17 protein-coding genes and 5 tRNA genes are annotated in these 19,651 nt (G+C 35.3%); all 22 read right to left on the bottom strand.

The window, feature by feature from the left end:
• Positions 1-5: 5 nt before the first annotated feature.
• The 22 genes from IPN31_07220 to IPN31_07115 all read right to left on the bottom strand — a co-directional run bounded on the left by IPN31_07220 (position 6) and on the right by IPN31_07115 (position 19,649).
• Positions 6-701 carry a 50S ribosomal protein L1 gene (locus tag IPN31_07220; protein ID MBK8681680.1) on the bottom strand — a complete coding sequence of 232 codons (696 nt, stop codon included), beginning with the start codon at positions 699-701 and terminating at the stop codon, positions 6-8.
• Positions 702-729: 28 nt separating this feature from the next.
• A complete protein-coding gene (rplK, locus tag IPN31_07215; GenBank protein MBK8681679.1) occupies positions 730-1,173 on the bottom strand; it encodes a 50S ribosomal protein L11 in 444 nt (147 codons plus the stop codon).
• Between the two features lies 1 nt (position 1,174).
• Complete coding sequence (nusG, locus tag IPN31_07210) at positions 1,175-1,723, bottom strand: transcription termination/antitermination factor NusG (GenBank protein MBK8681678.1); 549 nt, start codon at positions 1,721-1,723, stop codon at positions 1,175-1,177.
• 17 nt (positions 1,724-1,740) lie between these two features.
• A complete protein-coding gene (gene secE, locus IPN31_07205) occupies positions 1,741-1,932 on the bottom strand; it encodes a preprotein translocase subunit SecE (GenBank protein ID MBK8681677.1) in 192 nt (63 codons plus the stop codon).
• A 15-nt stretch (positions 1,933-1,947) separates the two neighbouring features.
• Positions 1,948-2,020 (bottom strand) — tRNA-Trp (locus tag IPN31_07200).
• Between the two features lie 42 nt (positions 2,021-2,062).
• Positions 2,063-3,250 (bottom strand): elongation factor Tu, encoded by a 1,188-nt coding sequence (gene tuf / locus IPN31_07195; protein MBK8681676.1) that lies wholly within the window; start codon positions 3,248-3,250, stop codon positions 2,063-2,065.
• A gap of 58 nt (positions 3,251-3,308) precedes the next feature.
• Positions 3,309-3,384, bottom strand: a tRNA-Thr gene (locus tag IPN31_07190).
• Positions 3,385-3,460: 76 nt separating this feature from the next.
• Positions 3,461-3,533 (bottom strand) — tRNA-Gly (locus IPN31_07185).
• Positions 3,534-3,608: 75 nt separating this feature from the next.
• Positions 3,609-3,691 (bottom strand) — tRNA-Tyr (locus IPN31_07180).
• A 10-nt stretch (positions 3,692-3,701) separates the two neighbouring features.
• Positions 3,702-3,774: transfer RNA gene (locus tag IPN31_07175), tRNA-Thr, on the bottom strand.
• 109 nt (positions 3,775-3,883) lie between these two features.
• Positions 3,884-4,186 (bottom strand): ribosome-associated translation inhibitor RaiA, encoded by a 303-nt coding sequence (gene raiA, locus IPN31_07170; GenBank protein ID MBK8681675.1) that lies wholly within the window; start codon positions 4,184-4,186, stop codon positions 3,884-3,886.
• A gap of 28 nt (positions 4,187-4,214) precedes the next feature.
• Positions 4,215-5,120 (bottom strand): tyrosine-type recombinase/integrase, encoded by a 906-nt coding sequence (locus IPN31_07165; GenBank protein ID MBK8681674.1) that lies wholly within the window; start codon positions 5,118-5,120, stop codon positions 4,215-4,217.
• 42 nt (positions 5,121-5,162) lie between these two features.
• Positions 5,163-5,357 (bottom strand): 30S ribosomal protein S21, encoded by a 195-nt coding sequence (locus IPN31_07160; protein ID MBK8681673.1) that lies wholly within the window; start codon positions 5,355-5,357, stop codon positions 5,163-5,165.
• A 64-nt stretch (positions 5,358-5,421) separates the two neighbouring features.
• The gene (locus IPN31_07155; GenBank protein ID MBK8681672.1) at positions 5,422-6,561 is read right to left on the bottom strand and encodes an acyl-CoA dehydrogenase family protein; all 1,140 of its coding nucleotides are present in this window, start codon (positions 6,559-6,561) and stop codon (positions 5,422-5,424) included.
• 11 nt (positions 6,562-6,572) lie between these two features.
• Positions 6,573-7,106 carry an adenine phosphoribosyltransferase gene (locus IPN31_07150; GenBank protein ID MBK8681671.1) on the bottom strand — a complete coding sequence of 178 codons (534 nt, stop codon included), beginning with the start codon at positions 7,104-7,106 and terminating at the stop codon, positions 6,573-6,575.
• On the bottom strand, positions 7,103-8,254 hold the full coding sequence (locus IPN31_07145; GenBank protein MBK8681670.1) for a helix-hairpin-helix domain-containing protein: 1,152 nt from the start codon (positions 8,252-8,254) through the stop codon (positions 7,103-7,105). Before IPN31_07145 ends, IPN31_07150 begins: the two co-directional genes overlap by 4 nt.
• 194 nt (positions 8,255-8,448) lie before the next feature.
• Positions 8,449-10,122, bottom strand: coding sequence for a sodium-dependent transporter (locus tag IPN31_07140; GenBank protein MBK8681669.1), 1,674 nt, complete (start codon positions 10,120-10,122; stop codon positions 8,449-8,451).
• 229 nt (positions 10,123-10,351) lie between these two features.
• Positions 10,352-11,677, bottom strand: a complete 1,326-nt coding sequence (locus IPN31_07135) for a TolC family protein (protein ID MBK8681668.1) — start codon at positions 11,675-11,677, stop codon at positions 10,352-10,354.
• A complete protein-coding gene (locus IPN31_07130) occupies positions 11,677-14,709 on the bottom strand; it encodes an efflux RND transporter permease subunit (GenBank protein ID MBK8681667.1) in 3,033 nt (1,010 codons plus the stop codon). Before IPN31_07130 ends, IPN31_07135 begins: the two co-directional genes overlap by 1 nt.
• A gap of 30 nt (positions 14,710-14,739) precedes the next feature.
• Entirely contained in the window at positions 14,740-15,801 is a 1,062-nt protein-coding gene (locus tag IPN31_07125) for an efflux RND transporter periplasmic adaptor subunit (protein ID MBK8681666.1), read from the bottom strand.
• A 123-nt stretch (positions 15,802-15,924) separates the two neighbouring features.
• A complete protein-coding gene (locus IPN31_07120; protein MBK8681665.1) occupies positions 15,925-16,545 on the bottom strand; it encodes a DUF3575 domain-containing protein in 621 nt (206 codons plus the stop codon).
• A gap of 110 nt (positions 16,546-16,655) precedes the next feature.
• Positions 16,656-19,649: a T9SS type A sorting domain-containing protein gene (locus IPN31_07115; protein MBK8681664.1), complete on the bottom strand. Its 2,994-nt coding sequence runs from the start codon at positions 19,647-19,649 to the stop codon at positions 16,656-16,658.
• Positions 19,650-19,651: the final 2 nt, after the last annotated feature.

The following is a 19,651-nucleotide window of genomic DNA, read 5'->3' as shown; positions in this document are numbered from 1 at the left end:
ATTTATTAGGCACCCGGTATTGTTCTTGGATCAATAGCAATTCCGGGACTCATTGTACTTGCCATTGTAATACTTTTAAAATAAATTCCTTTTGCAGAAGATGGTTTCATTCTAGACAAAGTCCGGATCAATTCTTCGCTATTCTCAGCAATTTGATTGGGTTCAAAAGAAATTCTTCCAATAGATGAATGGATGATACCATATTTATCAACCTTGAATGCTACTTTACCTCTTTTAACTTCAGTAACAGCATTTCCAACATCATTAGTTACAGTACCTACTTTTGGATTTGGCATCAAGTTTCTTGGTCCCAATACTCTACCGAGTTTTGCAATTTTAGGCATCACACTTGGTGTGGCAATTACCACATCGATGTCAGTCCAACCACCCATGATTTTTTCTACATAATCATCGAGGCCAATAAAATCTGCTCCCGCCTTTCTTGCATCCTCCTCAAATTCGGGGGTACACAATACCAATACTTTCTTCTCCTTACCAGTACCATGAGGCAATGCAGTAGTTCCTCTGATTGCTTGATCTGCTTTCCTGGGATCAATACCCAAACGTATATGCAAATCTACAGATGCATTAAACTTACATGTGGTAACTTGTTTTACAAGTGCAGATGCTTCCTGAATGGTATACATCTTTCCTGGCTCCAATTTTCCGTCGGTTTTTTTTCTATTCTTTGTAATTTTCACTTTTGCTATTATTTAAGTGATCTATTTATTAATTATTCCAGGGCGCATCGCCTGTTACATTTATGCCCATACTTCTTGCTGTGCCGGCAACCATTTTCATGGCACTCTCCACATTAAAGCAATTCAAGTCGGGCATTTTTTCTTCTGCTATTAGTTTTACCTGATCCCAAGTAACATTCCCAACTTTATTGCGATTAGGTTCTGCCGAGCCTTTTTGTTTTTTTGCAGCTTCCAAAATCAGAACAGTTGCAGGTGGGGTTTTAATGATAAAATCAAAAGATTTATCCTTATATACGGTTATCAAAACCGGTAATATTTTCCCTTGCTTTTCTTGTGTCCTGGCATTAAACTGCTTACAGAATTCCATAATGTTAATACCCTTGGAACCAAGTGCAGGTCCGATTGGTGGTGCAGGGTTAGCCTGTCCGCCTTTCACCTGTAATTTTACATAGTTAATAATTTCCTTTGCCATTTCAGCTTACTTTTTCTACTTGTACAAAATTCAATTCAACCGGTGTTTTTCTACCGAAAATTTTAACTATCACTTTCAATTTTTTCTTGTCTTCATAAATCTCGTCTACATTACCCAAGAATTCATTGAAAGGTCCATCAATTATTTTCACAGTCTCACCTATAATAAATGGTTCATTAAGGGTAACCCCTTCTTCACTCATTTCATCCATTTTACCCATAATCCTGTTTATCTCAGTTTTACGGAGTGAAATAGGGTTTTCTTTTCCAAGAAAATGAATAACATTTGTTATACCTGATATTGTTTGCAGCATATCGTGTGTTACTTTTTCATCATTCACTTCCAGTAAAATGTAACCGGGAAGCGAATTTTTTTCTTGAATTACTTTTTTTCCGTTTTTAATTTTATAAATCTTTTCCGTCGGAACCAAAACGTTAGGTATAGCATGGCCCCATCCATTGCGGTTCACGTTCTGCTCAATATATTCTTTGAGTTTGCGTTCCTTACCACTAATCACACGTAATACATACCACTTCGTTTCTTCAGCCATTGTTCTAAGTTCAAACATTAAAATAAACTATAGAATAAAGTCAGCCCTTCGTTAGAAACAAAGTCCATTGCAAAAATCACAATCGAAAGTATTGCTGCTGCAACCAAAACAATTGTGGCGCTATTTTGCAGTTCCGGCCAAGTAGGCCAATTTACTTTATATCGTAATTCTTGATACGACTCCATTATGTATGATCTGATCTTATTCATAATAATCTTTTCTTGCACGGGTGGAGAGGCTCGAACTCCCAGCCTACGGTTTTGGAGACCGCCACTCTACCAATTGAGCTACACCCGTATAGGCGGGAACCCGCACGAGTGGCGGATTTCCATCTATTATTTATTTTAAAATTTCAGTTACCTGTCCAGCACCCACTGTTCTACCGCCTTCACGAATTGCAAAACGCAATCCTTTCTCCATAGCAATTGGATAGATCAATTTTACTGTCATTGTTACATTATCACCAGGCATCACCATTTCTACACCTTCAGGTAATGTAACTTCACCTGTAACATCTGTGGTACGGAAATAGAATTGCGGACGATACTTATTGAAAAATGGAGTGTGGCGTCCACCTTCTTCTTTTTTCAATACATAAGTTTCGCATTTAAACTCAGTGTGTGGAGTAACTGATGCTGGTTTGCAAATTACCATTCCTCTGCGGATTTGGTCTTTTTCAATACCTCGTAAAAGTAAACCCACATTATCACCGGCTTCACCTCGATCTAATATTTTGCGGAACATCTCAACGCCAGTTACAGTTGATTTTTGGGTTTCGAATGTAAGCCCAATTATATCTACTGATTCCCCAGAGTTTACAACACCTCTTTCAATTCTTCCTGTCGCAACGGTTCCACGACCAGTAATTGAGAAGACATCTTCAACTGGCATTAAGAATGGTTTGTCTATTTCCCTTGGAGGAATTGGTATCTCTGTATCAACAGCCGCCATTAAATCCAAAATTTGTTGCTTACTGTTTTCATCACCTTCCATTGCTTTCAAAGCTGAACCACGAATTATTGAAACAGTATCTCCAGGATATTCATAGAAGTTGAGAAGATCACGAATTTCCATTTCAACAAGATCTAATAATTCAGGATCATCTACAAGATCTACCTTATTCATGAATACCACAACAGCAGGCACACCTACTTGACGAGCTAACAGAATGTGCTCTCTAGTTTGAGGCATAGGACCATCAGTTGCCGCAACAACAAGGATAGCACCATCCATTTGAGCCGCACCAGTAACCATGTTTTTTACATAGTCGGCGTGTCCCGGACAATCCACGTGTGCATAGTGCCGATTTACGGTCGAATACTCAACGTGTGATGTGTTGATAGTAATACCCCGTTCTTTTTCTTCAGGTGCATTGTCAATTGAATCATAATCCTTTTTCTCAGCTAATCCCATATCTGATAAAATCAAAGTGATTGCAGCTGTAAGGGTAGTTTTACCGTGATCCACGTGACCAATGGTTCCTATGTTCACGTGCGGTTTTGAACGTACAAATTGTTCTTTAGCCATTTTTATTGAGTTTAATACTTGTTTATAATAATAATAAAATAATATCACATACTAACAATGGAGCCAATGACCAGGATCGAACTGGTGACCTCATCCTTACCATGGATGTGCTCTACCAACTGAGCTACATTGGCAGACCCACCACAACTGTCGCTGCGATGATTCCTTAATTTTCCTTTCGGATAGTTTCAAGTCATTTCGGACAATAAGAGCGGGAGACGAGACTCGAACCCGCGACCCTCAGCTTGGAAGGCTGATGCTCTACCAACTGAGCTACTCCCGCATCTTTTTCTGAGTTTAGGTTATGAAGGCGAATGCTTTCGCATTCTTGCTCAAACGGTCATAACCGGACTCATAGTGGGGAGAGGTGGATTCGAACCACCGAAGTCGTAAGACAACAGATTTACAGTCTGCCCCATTTGGCCACTCTGGAATCTCCCCATAAGCTTCGAGCCAATGGAGGGACTCGAACCCCCGACCGGCTGATTACAAATCAGCTGCTCTACCAACTGAGCTACATTGGCCAAACCACTCTTCAAAATTTCAAAGACTTAGGCATTTTTTTGCTTATACCTTGTCGAAAAATGCCCGCAAATATAAAACTAATAATTCGGAATGGTAAAATTTTTACAACTATTTCTCTTGTAATTTTTCTTTCCGCTTCATTATCTGCTTACGAAGGTCTTCGAAACATTCATCAATTGATTCTTCGAAAGATTTATTCATATTTTTTGCAAAAATATCTACACCTGGTAAAAAGAGCCTGACTTCGGCAACTTTATCTTTTACTTGTGCATTGCCATTTTCTAATTTAAGATAAACTTCTGCTCTTTGAATTTTGTCAAAGAATGTATCAAGCTTACCTATTTTTTTTTCTGTATAATCAATAAGCTTTGTGTCGGCTGTAAATCGAATTGACTGAATATCTATTTGCATAATTAATAATTTTTATGGTTCAAAAAATTCAGGCTTTTGGATGTGCCTGTTTATGAGCTTCTTTTAGTTTCTCAATTGTATTATGAGTATATATTTGTGTACTGGCTAAACTTGCGTGACCTAGCAATTCCTTTATAGCATTTAATTCAGCGCCATTGTTACTTAAATGAGTTGCAAATGAATGCCGAAGCACATGCGGACTCCGCCTTGTGATGCTTGTATTTCCTGTAAGTAGTCTATTCACTATAGTGTAAATTAACCCCGGATAAGCGGGCTCTCCTTTTTCTGTAACTAATAAATTATGTGATTCTCCAAAGATACTATTTCTAATCTTCAAATACGACTTAAGCAGTGCTATTAATCTTAAATTTATTGGAATAATTCTTTCTTTATTACCCTTTCCCAAAACTTTCATTGAGTTGTTGTAAATATCAATTGAATTTGTATGAAGTCCCAGCAATTCACTACGACGGATTCCAGTAGAGTATAGCAAATCAATTATAAGTAAATCCCTCAATTTCACAAAAATTTCTATTGGTTCTGTTTCAGGATAATTTGTTTGAATAGATGTAAATACTTTTTCCATTGAAATTAAATCCACAAAAACAGGTAATGGTTTTGGTATTTTAGGAGCAATCACTTTTTGCATCGGATTATTAATTATTACTCCTTTCTTCAAAAGAAATCTGAAATACGTTTTTAAAGAAGAGATTTTTCTATTTACAGATTTCGCTTCCAAACCTTTTTCCATGAGATTCACAATCCAGGAGCGCACTTGCCTATGATTTACATCAAGCAAGTCAGAATCCATTTCAGAATATATTAAATGCAGATAATTATTGAATTGCTCAATATCATTTTTATAAGCTTCTAAAGTGTGCTTACTATATCTTTTTTCGTATTGTAAATATGTATAAAACCCGTTCAGATGCATAATATCAAATCTTAATAAAGTAGGAACGAGTAACAGGAGGGCTTATTCCTCCATATCCATCATAATCTGTTGCTTATATCTAGCTTTCAATATTTCAGTACGTCTGACAATGGAAGGTTTAATAAATGCCTGACGTCTTCTAAGCTCACGCAGAATTCCCGCCTTTTCAAATTTCTTTTTGTAATTTTTTAAAGCTTTGTCGATTGAATCTGCTTCTCTTGCATCTATAATTAGCATACTAATATTTTAAGTTTAAGGTCGGCAAAGTTAATATCAACTATTCAATTTACCTAATAATGATTTATGATAAAATTTCTCTTGCAATTACTAATTTTTGAATTTCGGAAGTGCCTTCTCCAATAGTACAAAGTTTTGAATCACGATAAAATTTCTCAACTGGGAATTCTTTGGTGTATCCATATCCACCAAAAATTTGAACGGCATCATTTGAAATACTAACTGCAGCTTCAGAAGTATAATATTTAGCCATTGCAGAAATCTTAGTAACTTTTTCTCCTCTGTTTTTCAAATCTGCTGCTTGCATTGTCAGTAATTCTCCCGCTTTTATTTTGGTTGCCATATCAGCTAATTTAAAGGCAATACCCTGAAAATTTGAAATAGGCTGATCAAATTGATGGCGCTCTTGGGCATATTTTTTTGCAGCAAGATATGCGCCTTCCCCTATACCTAAACCCAAAGCTGCAATTGAAATCCTGCCACCATCCAAAACTTTCATTGCTTGTTTAAATCCCTCTCCCACTTTCCCAATAAGGTTTGCAATTGGTATCCGGCAGTTATCAAAAATAAGTTCTGTTGTTTCAGAAGCACGCATTCCTAGTTTATTTTCTTTTTTACCAGCAGAAAATCCCGGGGTATTACGTTCCACAATAAAAGCACTGGAATTATTTTTTGTTCTGGGTTCTCCTGTTCTTGCTATCACGACTAATACATCAGAAGATCTACCATGTGTAATCCAGCATTTTGTTCCATTTAACACCCACTCATCTCCTTCTTTAACAGCGGTACATTTCATATTCCCCGCATCACTTCCTGTATTCGGTTCAGTTAATCCCCAGGAACCAATCCATTCTGCGGTGGCAAGCAGTGGTAAATATTTTTTCTTTTGTTCTTCATTTCCATGTTGCAAAATATGACCTGTACATAATGAATTATGCGCAGCAACGGATAAGCCTATAGATCCACATACTTTTGAAATTTCACGAATCACATTTACATATTCAAAATATCCAAATCCGGAGCCACCATATTCCTCGGGGACAAACACACCCATCAAACCAAGTTCTCCTGCTTTTTTAAATACTTCAACAGGAAAGATTTGATCTTCATCCCATATCATCATATCAGGTCGCACATATTTTTCAGCAAAATCCCTTGCAACGGAAGAAACCATTTCCAGTGATTCTGTATTTTTAAAATCCATATTTTTTAAAATTAATTATAGGTTACTAAAGAAATTATTTTTGAGTTATATTTTTCAAGTCGTTTTCTACCATGTAGAAAATCCAATTCTAAAAGGAAGGCATAGGCTACAACTTTTGCATGGCGCATTTTCATAAGTTCAGTTGCTGCAGCGGCAGTGCCACCTGTTGCTAATAAATCATCATGAACCAGCACATTCCAACCCGCCTGAATATCTTCCAAATGCACTTCAACTGTGGCTGAACCATATTCCAGATCATAAGTAAATTCAATTGTTTCTCCGGGTAATTTTCCTTTTTTCCTAATGGGTATAAAGGGCACTTTTAATTTATGCGCCAGCACCATACCGTATAGAAATCCTCTACTTTCAACGGCGCAAACAGCGTCAATTCTTTCTCCATTTACTCGTTGAATAATTTCGTTTGTAATATCCTCAGTTAGCACAGGGTCTAATAATAATGGTGTCAAATCTTTAAACACAACACCCTCTTTTGGAAAATCTGCTACATCACGTATAGCTAGTTTTATTCTTGATTCTAAACTCATAATTGTAGGTAATGTGCCAATTTTTCAAAAGTCTTTTTTGAGACATAACCGGCTTTAAAAATTTCTGTTATGCTGTAGAATTTACCTGTCTTATTGCGATAAAGTATTATTGCTTCAGCTAATTCGTCCGAAATATAGGGATGATTTTTTAATTCCTCTTCTGAAGCGCTGTTCATTCGGATATGCTTTATATTAATTGTATCTAAAGAATATTTCTGAAATACTGATTCAGCCATTTCTTTATTTATATCCCAAATTTCCAATAATTGTTGTTTAGAATAAAATCCTCCCAACTTACTTCGATAATTAATAAAATTATCTGCCACCTTTGAAGTGAAGCCAAGAATCATCAAATCATTTTTTGTAAATGCATTTATTTCATTTGTTGAAATTTCACCTGTTGCTAATTCTTTGGCCAAATTTTCTTCTGGATTTCTTTCGGCAATTACCATATAAGATTTCAACCTCTCAAAATCATCTTCTTTAAATCCGTATATTTTTTTTAGATCATCCACTTGATAGAAATGCCCCCCTTTGGAAAGATAATTAACAATGCGTTCGGCAATTGAATAATGAATACCTAATTGTACCCAATCATTAATTAAAATCTGATTGGGATCGAAAATAAAATAATCAATTTCATCCTTCCTAATAATGGTTTTAGAAATTGATTCTGAATTTTCAAAAACAATATACGGTTGTAGTCTTTCCAAATATTCCGCTTTAAAACCATACACTTTCAGCAAATCATTTGCACTATAAAATTTGCCTCCCTTATTCACATAATTTATAATAATACTTGCTACTTTTTCCGAAATCCCTAATTCAATCCAAGTTGCATAATCAATTGTATTGGGATTAAATTTGAATAATGCACTTTCATTTTCCAGCTCCTCCTCAAAATTCACTTCATTATAAACAATTGATAAGGAATCTTTAATATGAAGTATTTGAGCAACAAGTTCCTGATGTTCTTTTAAAGACGCCTCTCGATCTCTACGGGTAAATAAATCCACAATAAAATTTTTACTAATAAATATTGCTAGGATAATAACTGCAAAATAAATCAGCATCCAACGCTCGCTGCGTGAAAAAGTAAGATGTCGGTGAATGATACGCTTTATTCTCATGGTGATGCGTAGTTGCATCTAAAAATAAAGTAAAAATCAATAAAACAAACTATTAAATCCGGAAAAATTACCGGAGAGCGTCATCATTATCCTCATACGAATCCGGTTCTGGCTTGGGTGGTGTAGTAAGTACTTTCCAGAAAAAATATAAAGTAACGCATGTAACTAAAATCATTACAGTTAACATTAAAATTAAAGCTGATAAATTCATATTAAGCCCTCCCTAGTTTTACTCTTTTTTTGTAAGCAATATATACTAAATAACTAATGCCTGCAAACAACAATAACAATAGCAACCTTGCATAATTAGTCAACATAAGTTGATTTTCCAGTTTAGTTATTTCAGCCTGATCTGTAGATGCGGCTATTTGATCTTTTAATCCGCTATTCGCAATTGTTTTTATGATTGATGAATTATCCAGCACCCATCCATTTTGAACTGCACTAATCCAATCATTTCCCTCTGGTGTAATTAATGCCCCCACAAATACAAATAACAATAACGTAGGTGTAATATATTTCATGATGGGTTTATAGAAATTAGGTAAGCGAATATCACTACCTCTATTAATTTCGTCCCAGCCTCTGGTTATTCCAAAAACCCAAACAAATAATATCGTTTCAAGCAATGCAAAAATTACCAGTGAAACTGTTCCCGACCAATAATCATATTCATTAAATACAAATGAATTTACACTACCATTTGCATTAAAATTATATATCAAAACAGTTGGTAAACCCAAGGCTAAAACTAATAGACCAAAGGACAATGCACCTTTAGCTCTACTCCATCCAAATTCATCACGCAAGAAACCCATCCATGGTGTGCCCATTGCCAATGAAGAAGTAATTCCCGCAAAAAATAATAAACCAAACCACATAACACCCGTGATAATTGAGAGTATATTTCCCCATTGTTCAAAAAGAAATGGCATAGTACGGAATGCCATTCCAAAGCCTGCGTTATCTTTCAACCATTCCACACCAAAGAATCCTGCTGCCAAAGGAATAACTATCATACTACCTAATACCACTTCTACAAATTCATTCATCCATCCGGCACTCATTGCATTCAATGCAATATCATCTTTTGATTTCACATAAGCTGCATAACAATGCACTGTTCCCATTCCTACAGATAGTGTAAAAAATATTTGTCCCGCAGCATTCAACCAAACTGTGGGATTTGTTAAAGAACTAAATTCAGGTGTCCATAAAAAATTTAAACCCGCTATGGAACTTGCATCAGGATGTTCTGGTGATGCCATACTTGTTCCCATAGTAATACTTTTGATTCCGAGAAAAGCACCAAATAATATTAATAATGGCATTCCCACTTTTGCAACACCTTCCACGCCTTTCAATCCACGAGATAAAATCCACGTATTTAAGGCAAGACAAAGGATATAGAAAATTATACTCTCATATGGAATGCCTGTTGTGGAATTCGAAACGTCCAGATATTTATCAAAAAATGAAGAAACACCTGCCTGATCCATATTATTAAATGTGCCGATGATGGAATGATAAACATAACTCATTGTCCAACTTTCAATATAACAATAGTATGAAGCAACTGCAACGTTTGTAAAAATTCCGAATACACCAATGTATTTCCAGAATCTTCTTTTATCCATGCTATCCAAAATAAATGGCGTTGAGTGATTGCCAAATTTTCCACCAAATCTTCCCGATGCCCACTCGATCCATAACAATGGAATTCCCATTACAAGAAAACAAATCAGATAAGGAATTATAAAGGCGCCGCCTCCATTATTTACTGCCTGAACCGGAAAACGAAGAAAGTTTCCGAGACCTACTGCATTTCCTGCCATTGCGAGAATGAGGCCTACCCGTGAACCCCATGCTTCTTTTTGTACTGCCATTAATGTTGTTTATAGGTTGATTGAAGCGGTTAAAATACACATTTTATATAAAAAGCTGGTGAATAGAATAATTAACATCAGGACTTGAAGTCACAATTGTTTTTTCAAATTAATTATGAATTGCATTTGTATAAAATGGAATTACTATTTCTCTTTATTTAATTCTTGTAAAAAAAATTTGAAGGCAGTGGATTGAAACGATTTCTAAACACTTTATGTCAGGAGCGCATTAATATAAACCCAATGCTTTTTGAAAGGATGACAAATTCACTTTGTTTTCAAGCTTCGCTTGTATATATGCACTATATGCATTTAACCAAAAACTTTGTGCATCCAAAACTTCACTGAGTGGTGAAAGTCCTTCTGAATATTTTGTACTTATTGCATCCAGATTCTGCTTCGCTTGTGAAAGTGAATTTTGTGTGAGTTCTACTTTTTGAATTGATTCCTGAAATGAATATGCAGCTTTATTTACCTGCAACAAAACATCTTTCTTTTGTTGTTCTAACATTTCGCCGGACATCATTGTATTATAAACAGAAGCATCTACTCTGTTGCGTCGCATATTACCCTGAAAGATTGGGTAATTAAGATATACACTTCCCATAAAATTAAAATTCGGTGTATTAAAATCCGGTGATTCACCAGGCACTCCATAACGACCAGACATGGATAATCCAATAGTAGGATAAAAATCTGCTTTCGTTATTTTTTCATTCAACATACTTGTATTTAATTGCCCCTGACTAATATCAATTTCAGCACGATTATCTAATGCCACACTATCAATTTGAATTGTATCACTATACATCATACTGTTTTGAGAATAGAATAAAATAGAATCAGGAACCTCAACAAATTCATCCGGATTTCTGCCCATAGAATTGTTCAATTCCATCTTACTTATTTCAAATGCATTTTTGGTTTGCATTAGATTTAAAGCAGATTCATTCACCCGCACTTTGCCTTGCAATAAATCATTGGAAGGTGTAAGACCATCCGTTACACGATCGTTAATATCTGTATAAAATCTGTTTACAACACTATCAAATAAATTGGATACAATCATCATTTCTGACATGGCAACAGATTTCCAATAATATAAATCTGTGCGATAAATAATTTCTGAAATAGTGAGATCTTTTTGCGCCATTGCCAATCGTTCCAATTCTTCTTTTATTAGCACATTATTTTTTACTCTGTTACCACTAAAAATATTTTGATTAAGTGAAAGACCTACAGAATAAATATCATTTAATGCTCCGGCAATTTCATTTCCGGTAAAAGAAATAGGATCCTGCAGATATAAAAATCCTGCATTTAAATCTAAAGAAGGTAAGTGACCTCCTTTTGCTTCCAACATATTAGAAGTGGCAACATTCACATTATATGTGGCGGCTTTAATTGTATTGTTATTTTGCAATGCAATGCTCCTTGCACTATCTACTAACAGCACTGTATTTTGAGAAAATACAATACTTGAAAAAGCGCATGAAAACAATATGCAAATAACTAAACCCTTTTTTAATTGCTTGTAGATCATTTTTAATTGCATTATTTTTTTAATTTATAAATAGTGGCATAGAACACCGGCAATACTATAAGTGTAAGAACCGTTGCCACTAATAAGCCACCCATAATTGTTGCGGCCATACCACCAAACATTGGATCCGGTAATAGCGGAATCATTCCAAGTATTGTTGTTCCCGCAGCCATACTTACAGGCATAATTCTGGAAACTGCAGACATTACAACGGCTTCATAAGGCGCTATTCCATTTTCATCAATTTCAATGTTGATCTGATCAATTAAAACAATCGCATTTTTAATTACCATACCAACTAAACCAAGTACACCAAGCACAGCAAAAAATCCGAAGTATTGTCCTGTAAGTAAAAATCCTAACACAATTCCAATTACCATTAATGGTACTATTAAAAAGATGATAAGCGTTTTGCGATAACTATTGAATAAGAATATTAAAGTGCCGAGCATTAAAATAAATGCCAACGGTAAATTTAATTTAATTGCAGCCTGACTACGTTCCTGACTCCATTTAATTCCATCCCACCATAATTCATAGCCAACAGGTAAGGGAATAGCTTCCACAAGTGGCACTAATGTTTTTTCAACTTCCACATTTTCAACTCCCCAAATGGGATCGCATTGTGCAGAAATGGAGCGTTGTCTGTTATGTCGTTTTATTCTCGACTCTTCAAAATTAATTTGTACACTATCTATTACTTGTCCTAATAAAATTGTTTCTCCTCTGTTATTAAAAATTGGCAAAGCACCTATATTAGCAAAGTTGTAATTATTGCGATCTGCATCTTTTACTACAATAGGAATAACATCTTTATCCTCTCTATAAACACCTACATTTGTACCGATGGTTAATCTACGCATTGCTTGAGCAACTGCATCTCTTGACACACCACTAGATTGTCCTTTCAACTGATCATACACAGGAGAATATTCCATTGTTTTTTCGCCCCAACTATCCCGAATATTTTCGCATAAGGAATCATTGCGCATAATTGCTTTTGCTTGTTCTGAAAGCATGCGCAATGTATCCATATTAGGTCCTTTAAAGTTTGCTTCAATTGTTGCCTCCGGTTGTGGTGATACTTTGAATTTGTAAAAAATAGATTGTGATTCAGGGTAATTTTCTTTTAAGTAAGATTCAAATTCTAACATTAAATCAGCCACATCTTTATGACTTTCTGTTTCAACTACTATATGTGCAAGATTAGGTCTTGTAGTCCATGCAACAGAAGCGAGATAATATCTTAATGGAGTTGAACCAATAGTTATCGAAACATTTTTTACTTCCTCTTTTTGTAATAAGAACTGCTCAATAATTTTTATATCTGACTCTACTGCTTCGATAGATGTTCCCTGCGGCATAAAATAATCCACTTTAAACATGGCTTTATTAATGGCAGGAAAAAATGCTTGTTTCACATATCGGTAAGCAAATAAGGATAAAGCAAAAACGCCAACCACCATGAGTATAGTAGCCCATCGAAAACGGATTGCTTTCTCCAAAAAATTTCTAAAACTTCTATAAAATTTATTATCAAATAAATCACCTTCGGTTTTCTTTGGTTCTTTCAAAATGAACTCTCCATATACCGTTGTTTGCATCATTGCAAATACCCAACTCAATGTAAGTGAAATTGCCAAAACAATAAATAATGGTTTGATAACTTCTGCAACATTGGATGGAGCAAGATACAAGGGTAAAAAAGAAATGATCGCAATAAATGTAGCACCTAATAAACCCCATTGTGGCGTTTGAGCGCCGAGTAATAATGCTTGTTTTTTCGGCAATCCCCGCTTCATATTATTTTGAGCATTATCCGTAACCACAATTGCATTATCCACCAGCATACCCATTGCAATAATAATTGCAGCTAAAGATGTACGATGTAAATCCACACCAAAAAACAACATAAACAATAGTGTAGAGAGAATAGTAAAAATCAAACTCGTACCAATTAAAATACCTGCTCGTACACCCATTGCAAATAAAATGATAAGCACTACTGTTGCAACAGAAATAATCAGGTTTAAAATAAAATTGTTATTGGCTTCAATAGCCACTTTATCCGCAGCATAAATTTGTTGAATATCAATTCCAACCGGTAATTGTGATTGACAATATTCCATTTTAGCATCCACATCTTCACCCATTACAATGGAATTACCACCTGCACGATTTGAAATACCAATACCGATTGCGGTTGCACCATTCATGCGCATTTTATTAGTGGGTGGATCTACATAGCCCATTGAAACAGTAGCCAGATCTTTTAATCTTATCTGATTACCATTCGCATCTTCAACAATTAAATTTTCTATTTCTGTAAGATTCTGAAATGTTCCTTCTGCATTCAGGCGAATTTGTTTCTCACCAGTTTGGGCATCACCGCTTCTAATTAGTTTATTCTGCGATTGCAATGTGTTAATTAGCCGCATCGGATTCACACCCGCATTTGCAAGTTTTGCATTGGAGATATCAATATTTACAACACGCTTTTGTACACCGTATAATTCTACTTTAGAAACTTCGCCAATGGTAACTAATTCACGTTTTATAAAATCGGCAAATTTTTCTAAATCATAATCTGTATATCCATCAGTTGCAGTTACAGCATAATACACTCCGAACACATCGCCGAAATCATCATTCACCACAATGTCTGAAGCACCTTCCGGAAGTTGCGATTTTACATTCTCTACTTTGCGCCGGAGTTCATCCCATATCTGATTAAATTCTGATCCGGAAATATCTTCAAAGAAATACACATTCACAATAGATACACCGGGTAAGGATTCAGATTTCAAGAACTCAACTCCTCTTGTTGTTTGCACTTCACGCTCTACAATTTCGGTAATTTGTCTCTCTACTTCTTCTGCACTTGCGCCGGGATATGCAGTACTTACTACTGCTTGTTTTATTATAAAGGGTGCATCTTCCTGTTTACCTAATTGACCAAATGCAAACATGCCGCCGACTACAGAGAGTACTAATACAAAATGCGATACTCTGGTATTCTTTAAACTATAACTCGCTAAACTCATTGAGTGTAATAATTAAGTGTAAGGTGATTTTTATAATTCACCGGAAAATATTTTCACTGATTGCCCTTCCACCAAACGATTGGTACCGGCAGTAACAATTCTGTCACCTTCTTTTATACCATCCACTGCAAGCATATCATTGGAGAGAAAATTAATTATTGTTATTGCTTGTTTGTGTACTGTATTATTTGCATCCACAATCCAAACGGATGCATGATTATCTGTTTGTTGTTCAAACACACTTGATATAGGTACACCAATTACAGATGCATTATTTCCTTCCTGCTTTTTAGTAATTTGAATGATACAAGACATCCCTGCATTTATCTGTAAGTCATTCGGAATATCAGATTTATCCAATAATAAAATAACCGGATAGCCTGCATTTTCTGATACTCTGCCAATTTCCAATAACTTGGCTTTAAAGCTCATGTTCGGATAGGCATTGAATGTTACTTTAAAAGATTCATAGGATTTTGTATCAACAGATAAAAATTCCGAGATATAAAATTTTATTTTAATACCTGATAAATTTTCAAAATCTACAATGGGCTGTTGTGCTCTTACCTGATCATAATTTTCAATATTTTTTTTTGTGATTATTCCATCATAAGGCGCTGTGATGGTGGCATCACTTAATCTATTTTTCGCAACCATTAATTGACTGTTTGCTTCGGCAAGTTGTGCTACAATCTGATCGTATGCATTTTGAGAAACAGAGCCTTTTTGTAGTAAAGATGCATAGCGTTTACTCTCTGCTAACAGTTGATCATATCTTGCTTGTTTTGCTTGCAAATCAATTTCATAATCTCGTTTATCCAACTGCGCAATTACTTGTCCTTTTTGAAATCTTTGGCCAACCTCCACATCAAACTTTGTAACAGGTCCATCAATTCTAAATGATAATTCAGAATTTGATAATCCCTGACTTACACCGGGAAAACCATCTATTAAAGTTTCATTGCTATAAGATGCCGTAATAATTTTTACCGGTCTTATTTCTTCTGGTTGTTCTTCTACTTTTTCAGAACAAGAATTTAATATGAGTGTTGCAGACAAACAATAGAAAATTCCAACAATTACTTTTCGCATTATTTTAAAAAATTAGTGGGACAAAGATGGTTAAAATTTATTAGGGCTTTCATTAGGTTTACGTTAATTATAATATAAAAAGCCGACTCTCGCCGGCTTTTTATTTTTGTAATAGCTTGTTTTTTATTTAGTAAGTATTCCAACACTAAACCCAAAACTTAAAGAAAGTGGAACGCCACCGCTTCCACCAACATATCCATATTTAAATGGCATTTCATCGCTGTCCTCAGTGAAATTAATATTATATCCAATTCCTAACCAAAGATCCAAAGGAACTGTATTGGCAATTGCCCACTGCTTTCCAAAATTTAATTGAATCCCCATGGATGCATTATTACCTATTACATCAGAACCTAATTCATCTGTGAAATCAAAATTGAAGAAACTCATAATAAGCTCTGGTCGGAAATAAGATCCCTGGAAGTCACTATAATATCTGAGATCATCTGTATAATAATCCGGAGAAAAATATAAACGGGCTCCTCCACGAACAAACATACCACTTGATGCTGTAGCTGTTTCATTAAATCCTACACCGATTATACCGGCACCTACATCGATGTTTATTCTTTTACTTATTGATTGCTCGTAGCCAAAATTAAGCGTACCATAAGTGGGTGAAAAGAATTCGAATTTAAATGCCCGTTTTTTTATTACATCAGGAGCTGTTACTTCATTTTGTGCAATCAATACATTACCTGTAATGCAAATTGCGAATAGTGAAAATAGTAATTTTTTTTTCATAAGTAAATCATTTGCGTGTACCCAAATATACGATCAAATACTGTAGTATAATTTTTTTTATAAAATAAGCAGCCTGTATAAAGCTGCTTATTTTTATAGTGTATTTTATTTTAATTATGTTGAATAATTAATTGCTTATTTATTTCAAGCATTTCCGCTTTTATCTGCACTGTATAAATACCTTCGGTAAGTATGCTGATATTAATTGGATAAAGTGATTGTGGTGAAACTATTGCTGTTTCATTCAATACTAATTCACCCAAAGAATTATATACCTGAATTGCAATTGCTCCTGAAAAATCTTTTATTTCCAATTGCACAAAATCATTCGCCGGATTTGGATATAATTTTCCGATCAAAGTATTAGCTGCAAATGCATTGATAAAATTTCCTGTTGTATCTTCTATAACAGTATCCTCTATACCAATACCCCACAATTGCAAATCATCAATAGCTGCTTCCACTAAACTACCGCCATCTAAATCAGAACCGGGCATAACACTATCTTGAGCAATAAACAATAACCCAACAGTTGAAGAAGCTTCTACATAATCTAAAACTCTCACGGCATTTTTTCTCCAGCTATTATCAGAAGTGTATGTTCTTTCAATACGCACCCAATCTGTTTCATTATTTGAAATATAAACTTGCCAAACATCATTACCCGGATTTGCACTAGTAGGTGAATCATTCGCATACCAACGATAATATGTAAGCACAGGATTATCCAAATCAGTTACATCAAATAGAGGTGTTCTCAAACTCGTAGCACCGCCATCCACATCGTTTGCACCTAAGCCTTCACTTGATGGGGCATTACCGGTAAATGCACATAAATTTGTAAAGCCGGGTGTATGGTCATCTCCTGGTTGATTGATATAAGATCCATCTATAGTTTCAATAGGCACATCCACCGTCCATGTTCCAGTTGTATTATCATCATCACCATAAGGATCCACTTCCCAATCGGTGAAAACATTATCAAAATCTTCTGTTTCTTTTAACTCATAACCTACCAGAGTATAAAAAGGCAAATTTGGATCATCGCTATTCACATTCTTAGGAGTAGTAACTGCAACACCACCGTAAATATCTGTAACAAGAAAATAATATTCAACGATGGTGCCTGCAGGTTGAACACCAATGTTTGATTCATAAGTAGTAGCACCTGTTTCAGTCATTATCATTTCAGAATAGATATCGGTAGGAGAAGTGCGGTAATACATAAATAAATCACCGAGATACACAGGGAAATCCACTTCTAAAGTTGCTTCAATAATTACAGGCTCAGCAGCAGGTAATGAAGCAGTATTTTCATCGTGCTCCACCACTGCATTTGCAAGTAAAGTAATTCCATGTTCTGCAAATGCTTCAATTATAGCTAAGTCGTTTGGTGTACCATCAGAAAGATCTGCATTATCATCATCGGCAAGCAATGCTTCCAATAATACATCACGAAAAATTAATCCTTCTGTTCCAGCAGAACCATCGGATGTTGCATATAAAGTTTCTGTCCAAATAGCAATCATTGCATTCATATCAGAATCTAAATTCTCATATAAATCCCACCATGCACCTGCTATAATTTCACCATCCGCATGTACTTCTCCAACCAAATCTTCAGGATATACTTTTGGGTCAGCATCATACCTTCTTATATAGGTTGCAGAGCTGCCGGAAAATCCTTGCGCAAGTATTGGATAGCCAGTAATTGTATATCCCCAGATGTCTGCATAGCCTTCTTGCATTGCGCCATTATTCATTCCACTCGGATCACCGAGATAAGCATATAAATCATAATTAATTCCATGACCATATTCATGATATACTACATCATTAAATAATGCAGTAGCCGGACATCCCCCACCATTCGCATAAAAATTTATGCTCGTTCCATCATAAAATGCATTGCAGGTTCCATCCCCTCTATCTGTGCGAATTGTCTGATCAAAATCTAAAGTAGTGAAATCAGGAAACAATGATTTCACATAATCATGTACAATATTCTGATGATAATATGCGGATACTTCAGATGCTGTTGCTCCGGATTCTGTATCAAATTCAATTACATTATCACCTTCTTCTAAAGTAACTGAAATGGACTCCAAAGAAGAACCTGTTTCACCTTGATACACTTTTGCATACAGACCCTTTAATTCCACTGTTGCTTCCGTAGGTTCGGTAATAAAATCAAGATTTAAAATTCCATTTTCATCTGCATAATAACTGGAGCCATCAATAGTAACTTTTATATAAGGCAAGCCTCTGTTTTCTGTTGGCAATAATGGATTATCAGTTATCACAGATTGAATATCTGCATTGGCGGATAATAAATATGCACCGCAGCTATGCACTTCATTTGTGCGATATAATACATCACCTGTATGTGCATCCACTAATGTGCGGTATTTACCCGGAAGATTTTCTGTATTCGTTGTATTTACAACAACTGTATACACTAATTTAAAAGCATATCCTCCTGCATTCACATTTGGTATAGGTAAAATTGCAAGATCAGATTCCACTTCTGTAGAATTAACTGCAATTGTAAAATCCGTACTTGCATAATTTGCAGCAGCTTCTTTACTTAATGATGGAATTGTATTTACTGAAATATCAGAATACACATTTAAACCAAACAGAATTACTTTATAATCTTCTTTTGTTAAGCGCAAAGTTGCTTGTGAAAACAATACATTCAAACCTGCATAAGTCTGATAAAAATTTACATAGTAATATTTAGATGTATTAATTTTTTGCAATTGCAAAGAAGTTACTTCGGGAGCAAATGCTTTTGCATTATTGGTAAGAAAATTCAATGCACGTTCTTCAACTGTTGCACCACTTGTTGCAATTCCTTGTCCGGTTGCTCTTTGTGGTTTGCCTGTAATTTCATTAAACTCTACCCACCAGGTTCCGTTTTCTGCAAGAAAGTTTTGCCATGCATCACTTGCCCGTAATTTCGCTTGTTGATTTGCATCCGGCTGGTAATGTGGATTCAGAATAAATGTTTTAATGTAAGGATCATTCTCAATTTGTGCATTTTGTGCATTTCCTAAAAAAAAGATGGACAAGACACAAAACAGCAGTGTAAATTTTTTCATTT

This window comes from Bacteroidota bacterium (genome assembly GCA_016715425.1).
In the GTDB taxonomy this organism is placed as follows: Bacteria; Bacteroidota; Bacteroidia; order Chitinophagales; family BACL12; genus JADKAC01.
Note: the sequence above shows the minus strand (reverse complement) of the source record. Positions and strands in the feature narration are given on the sequence as shown.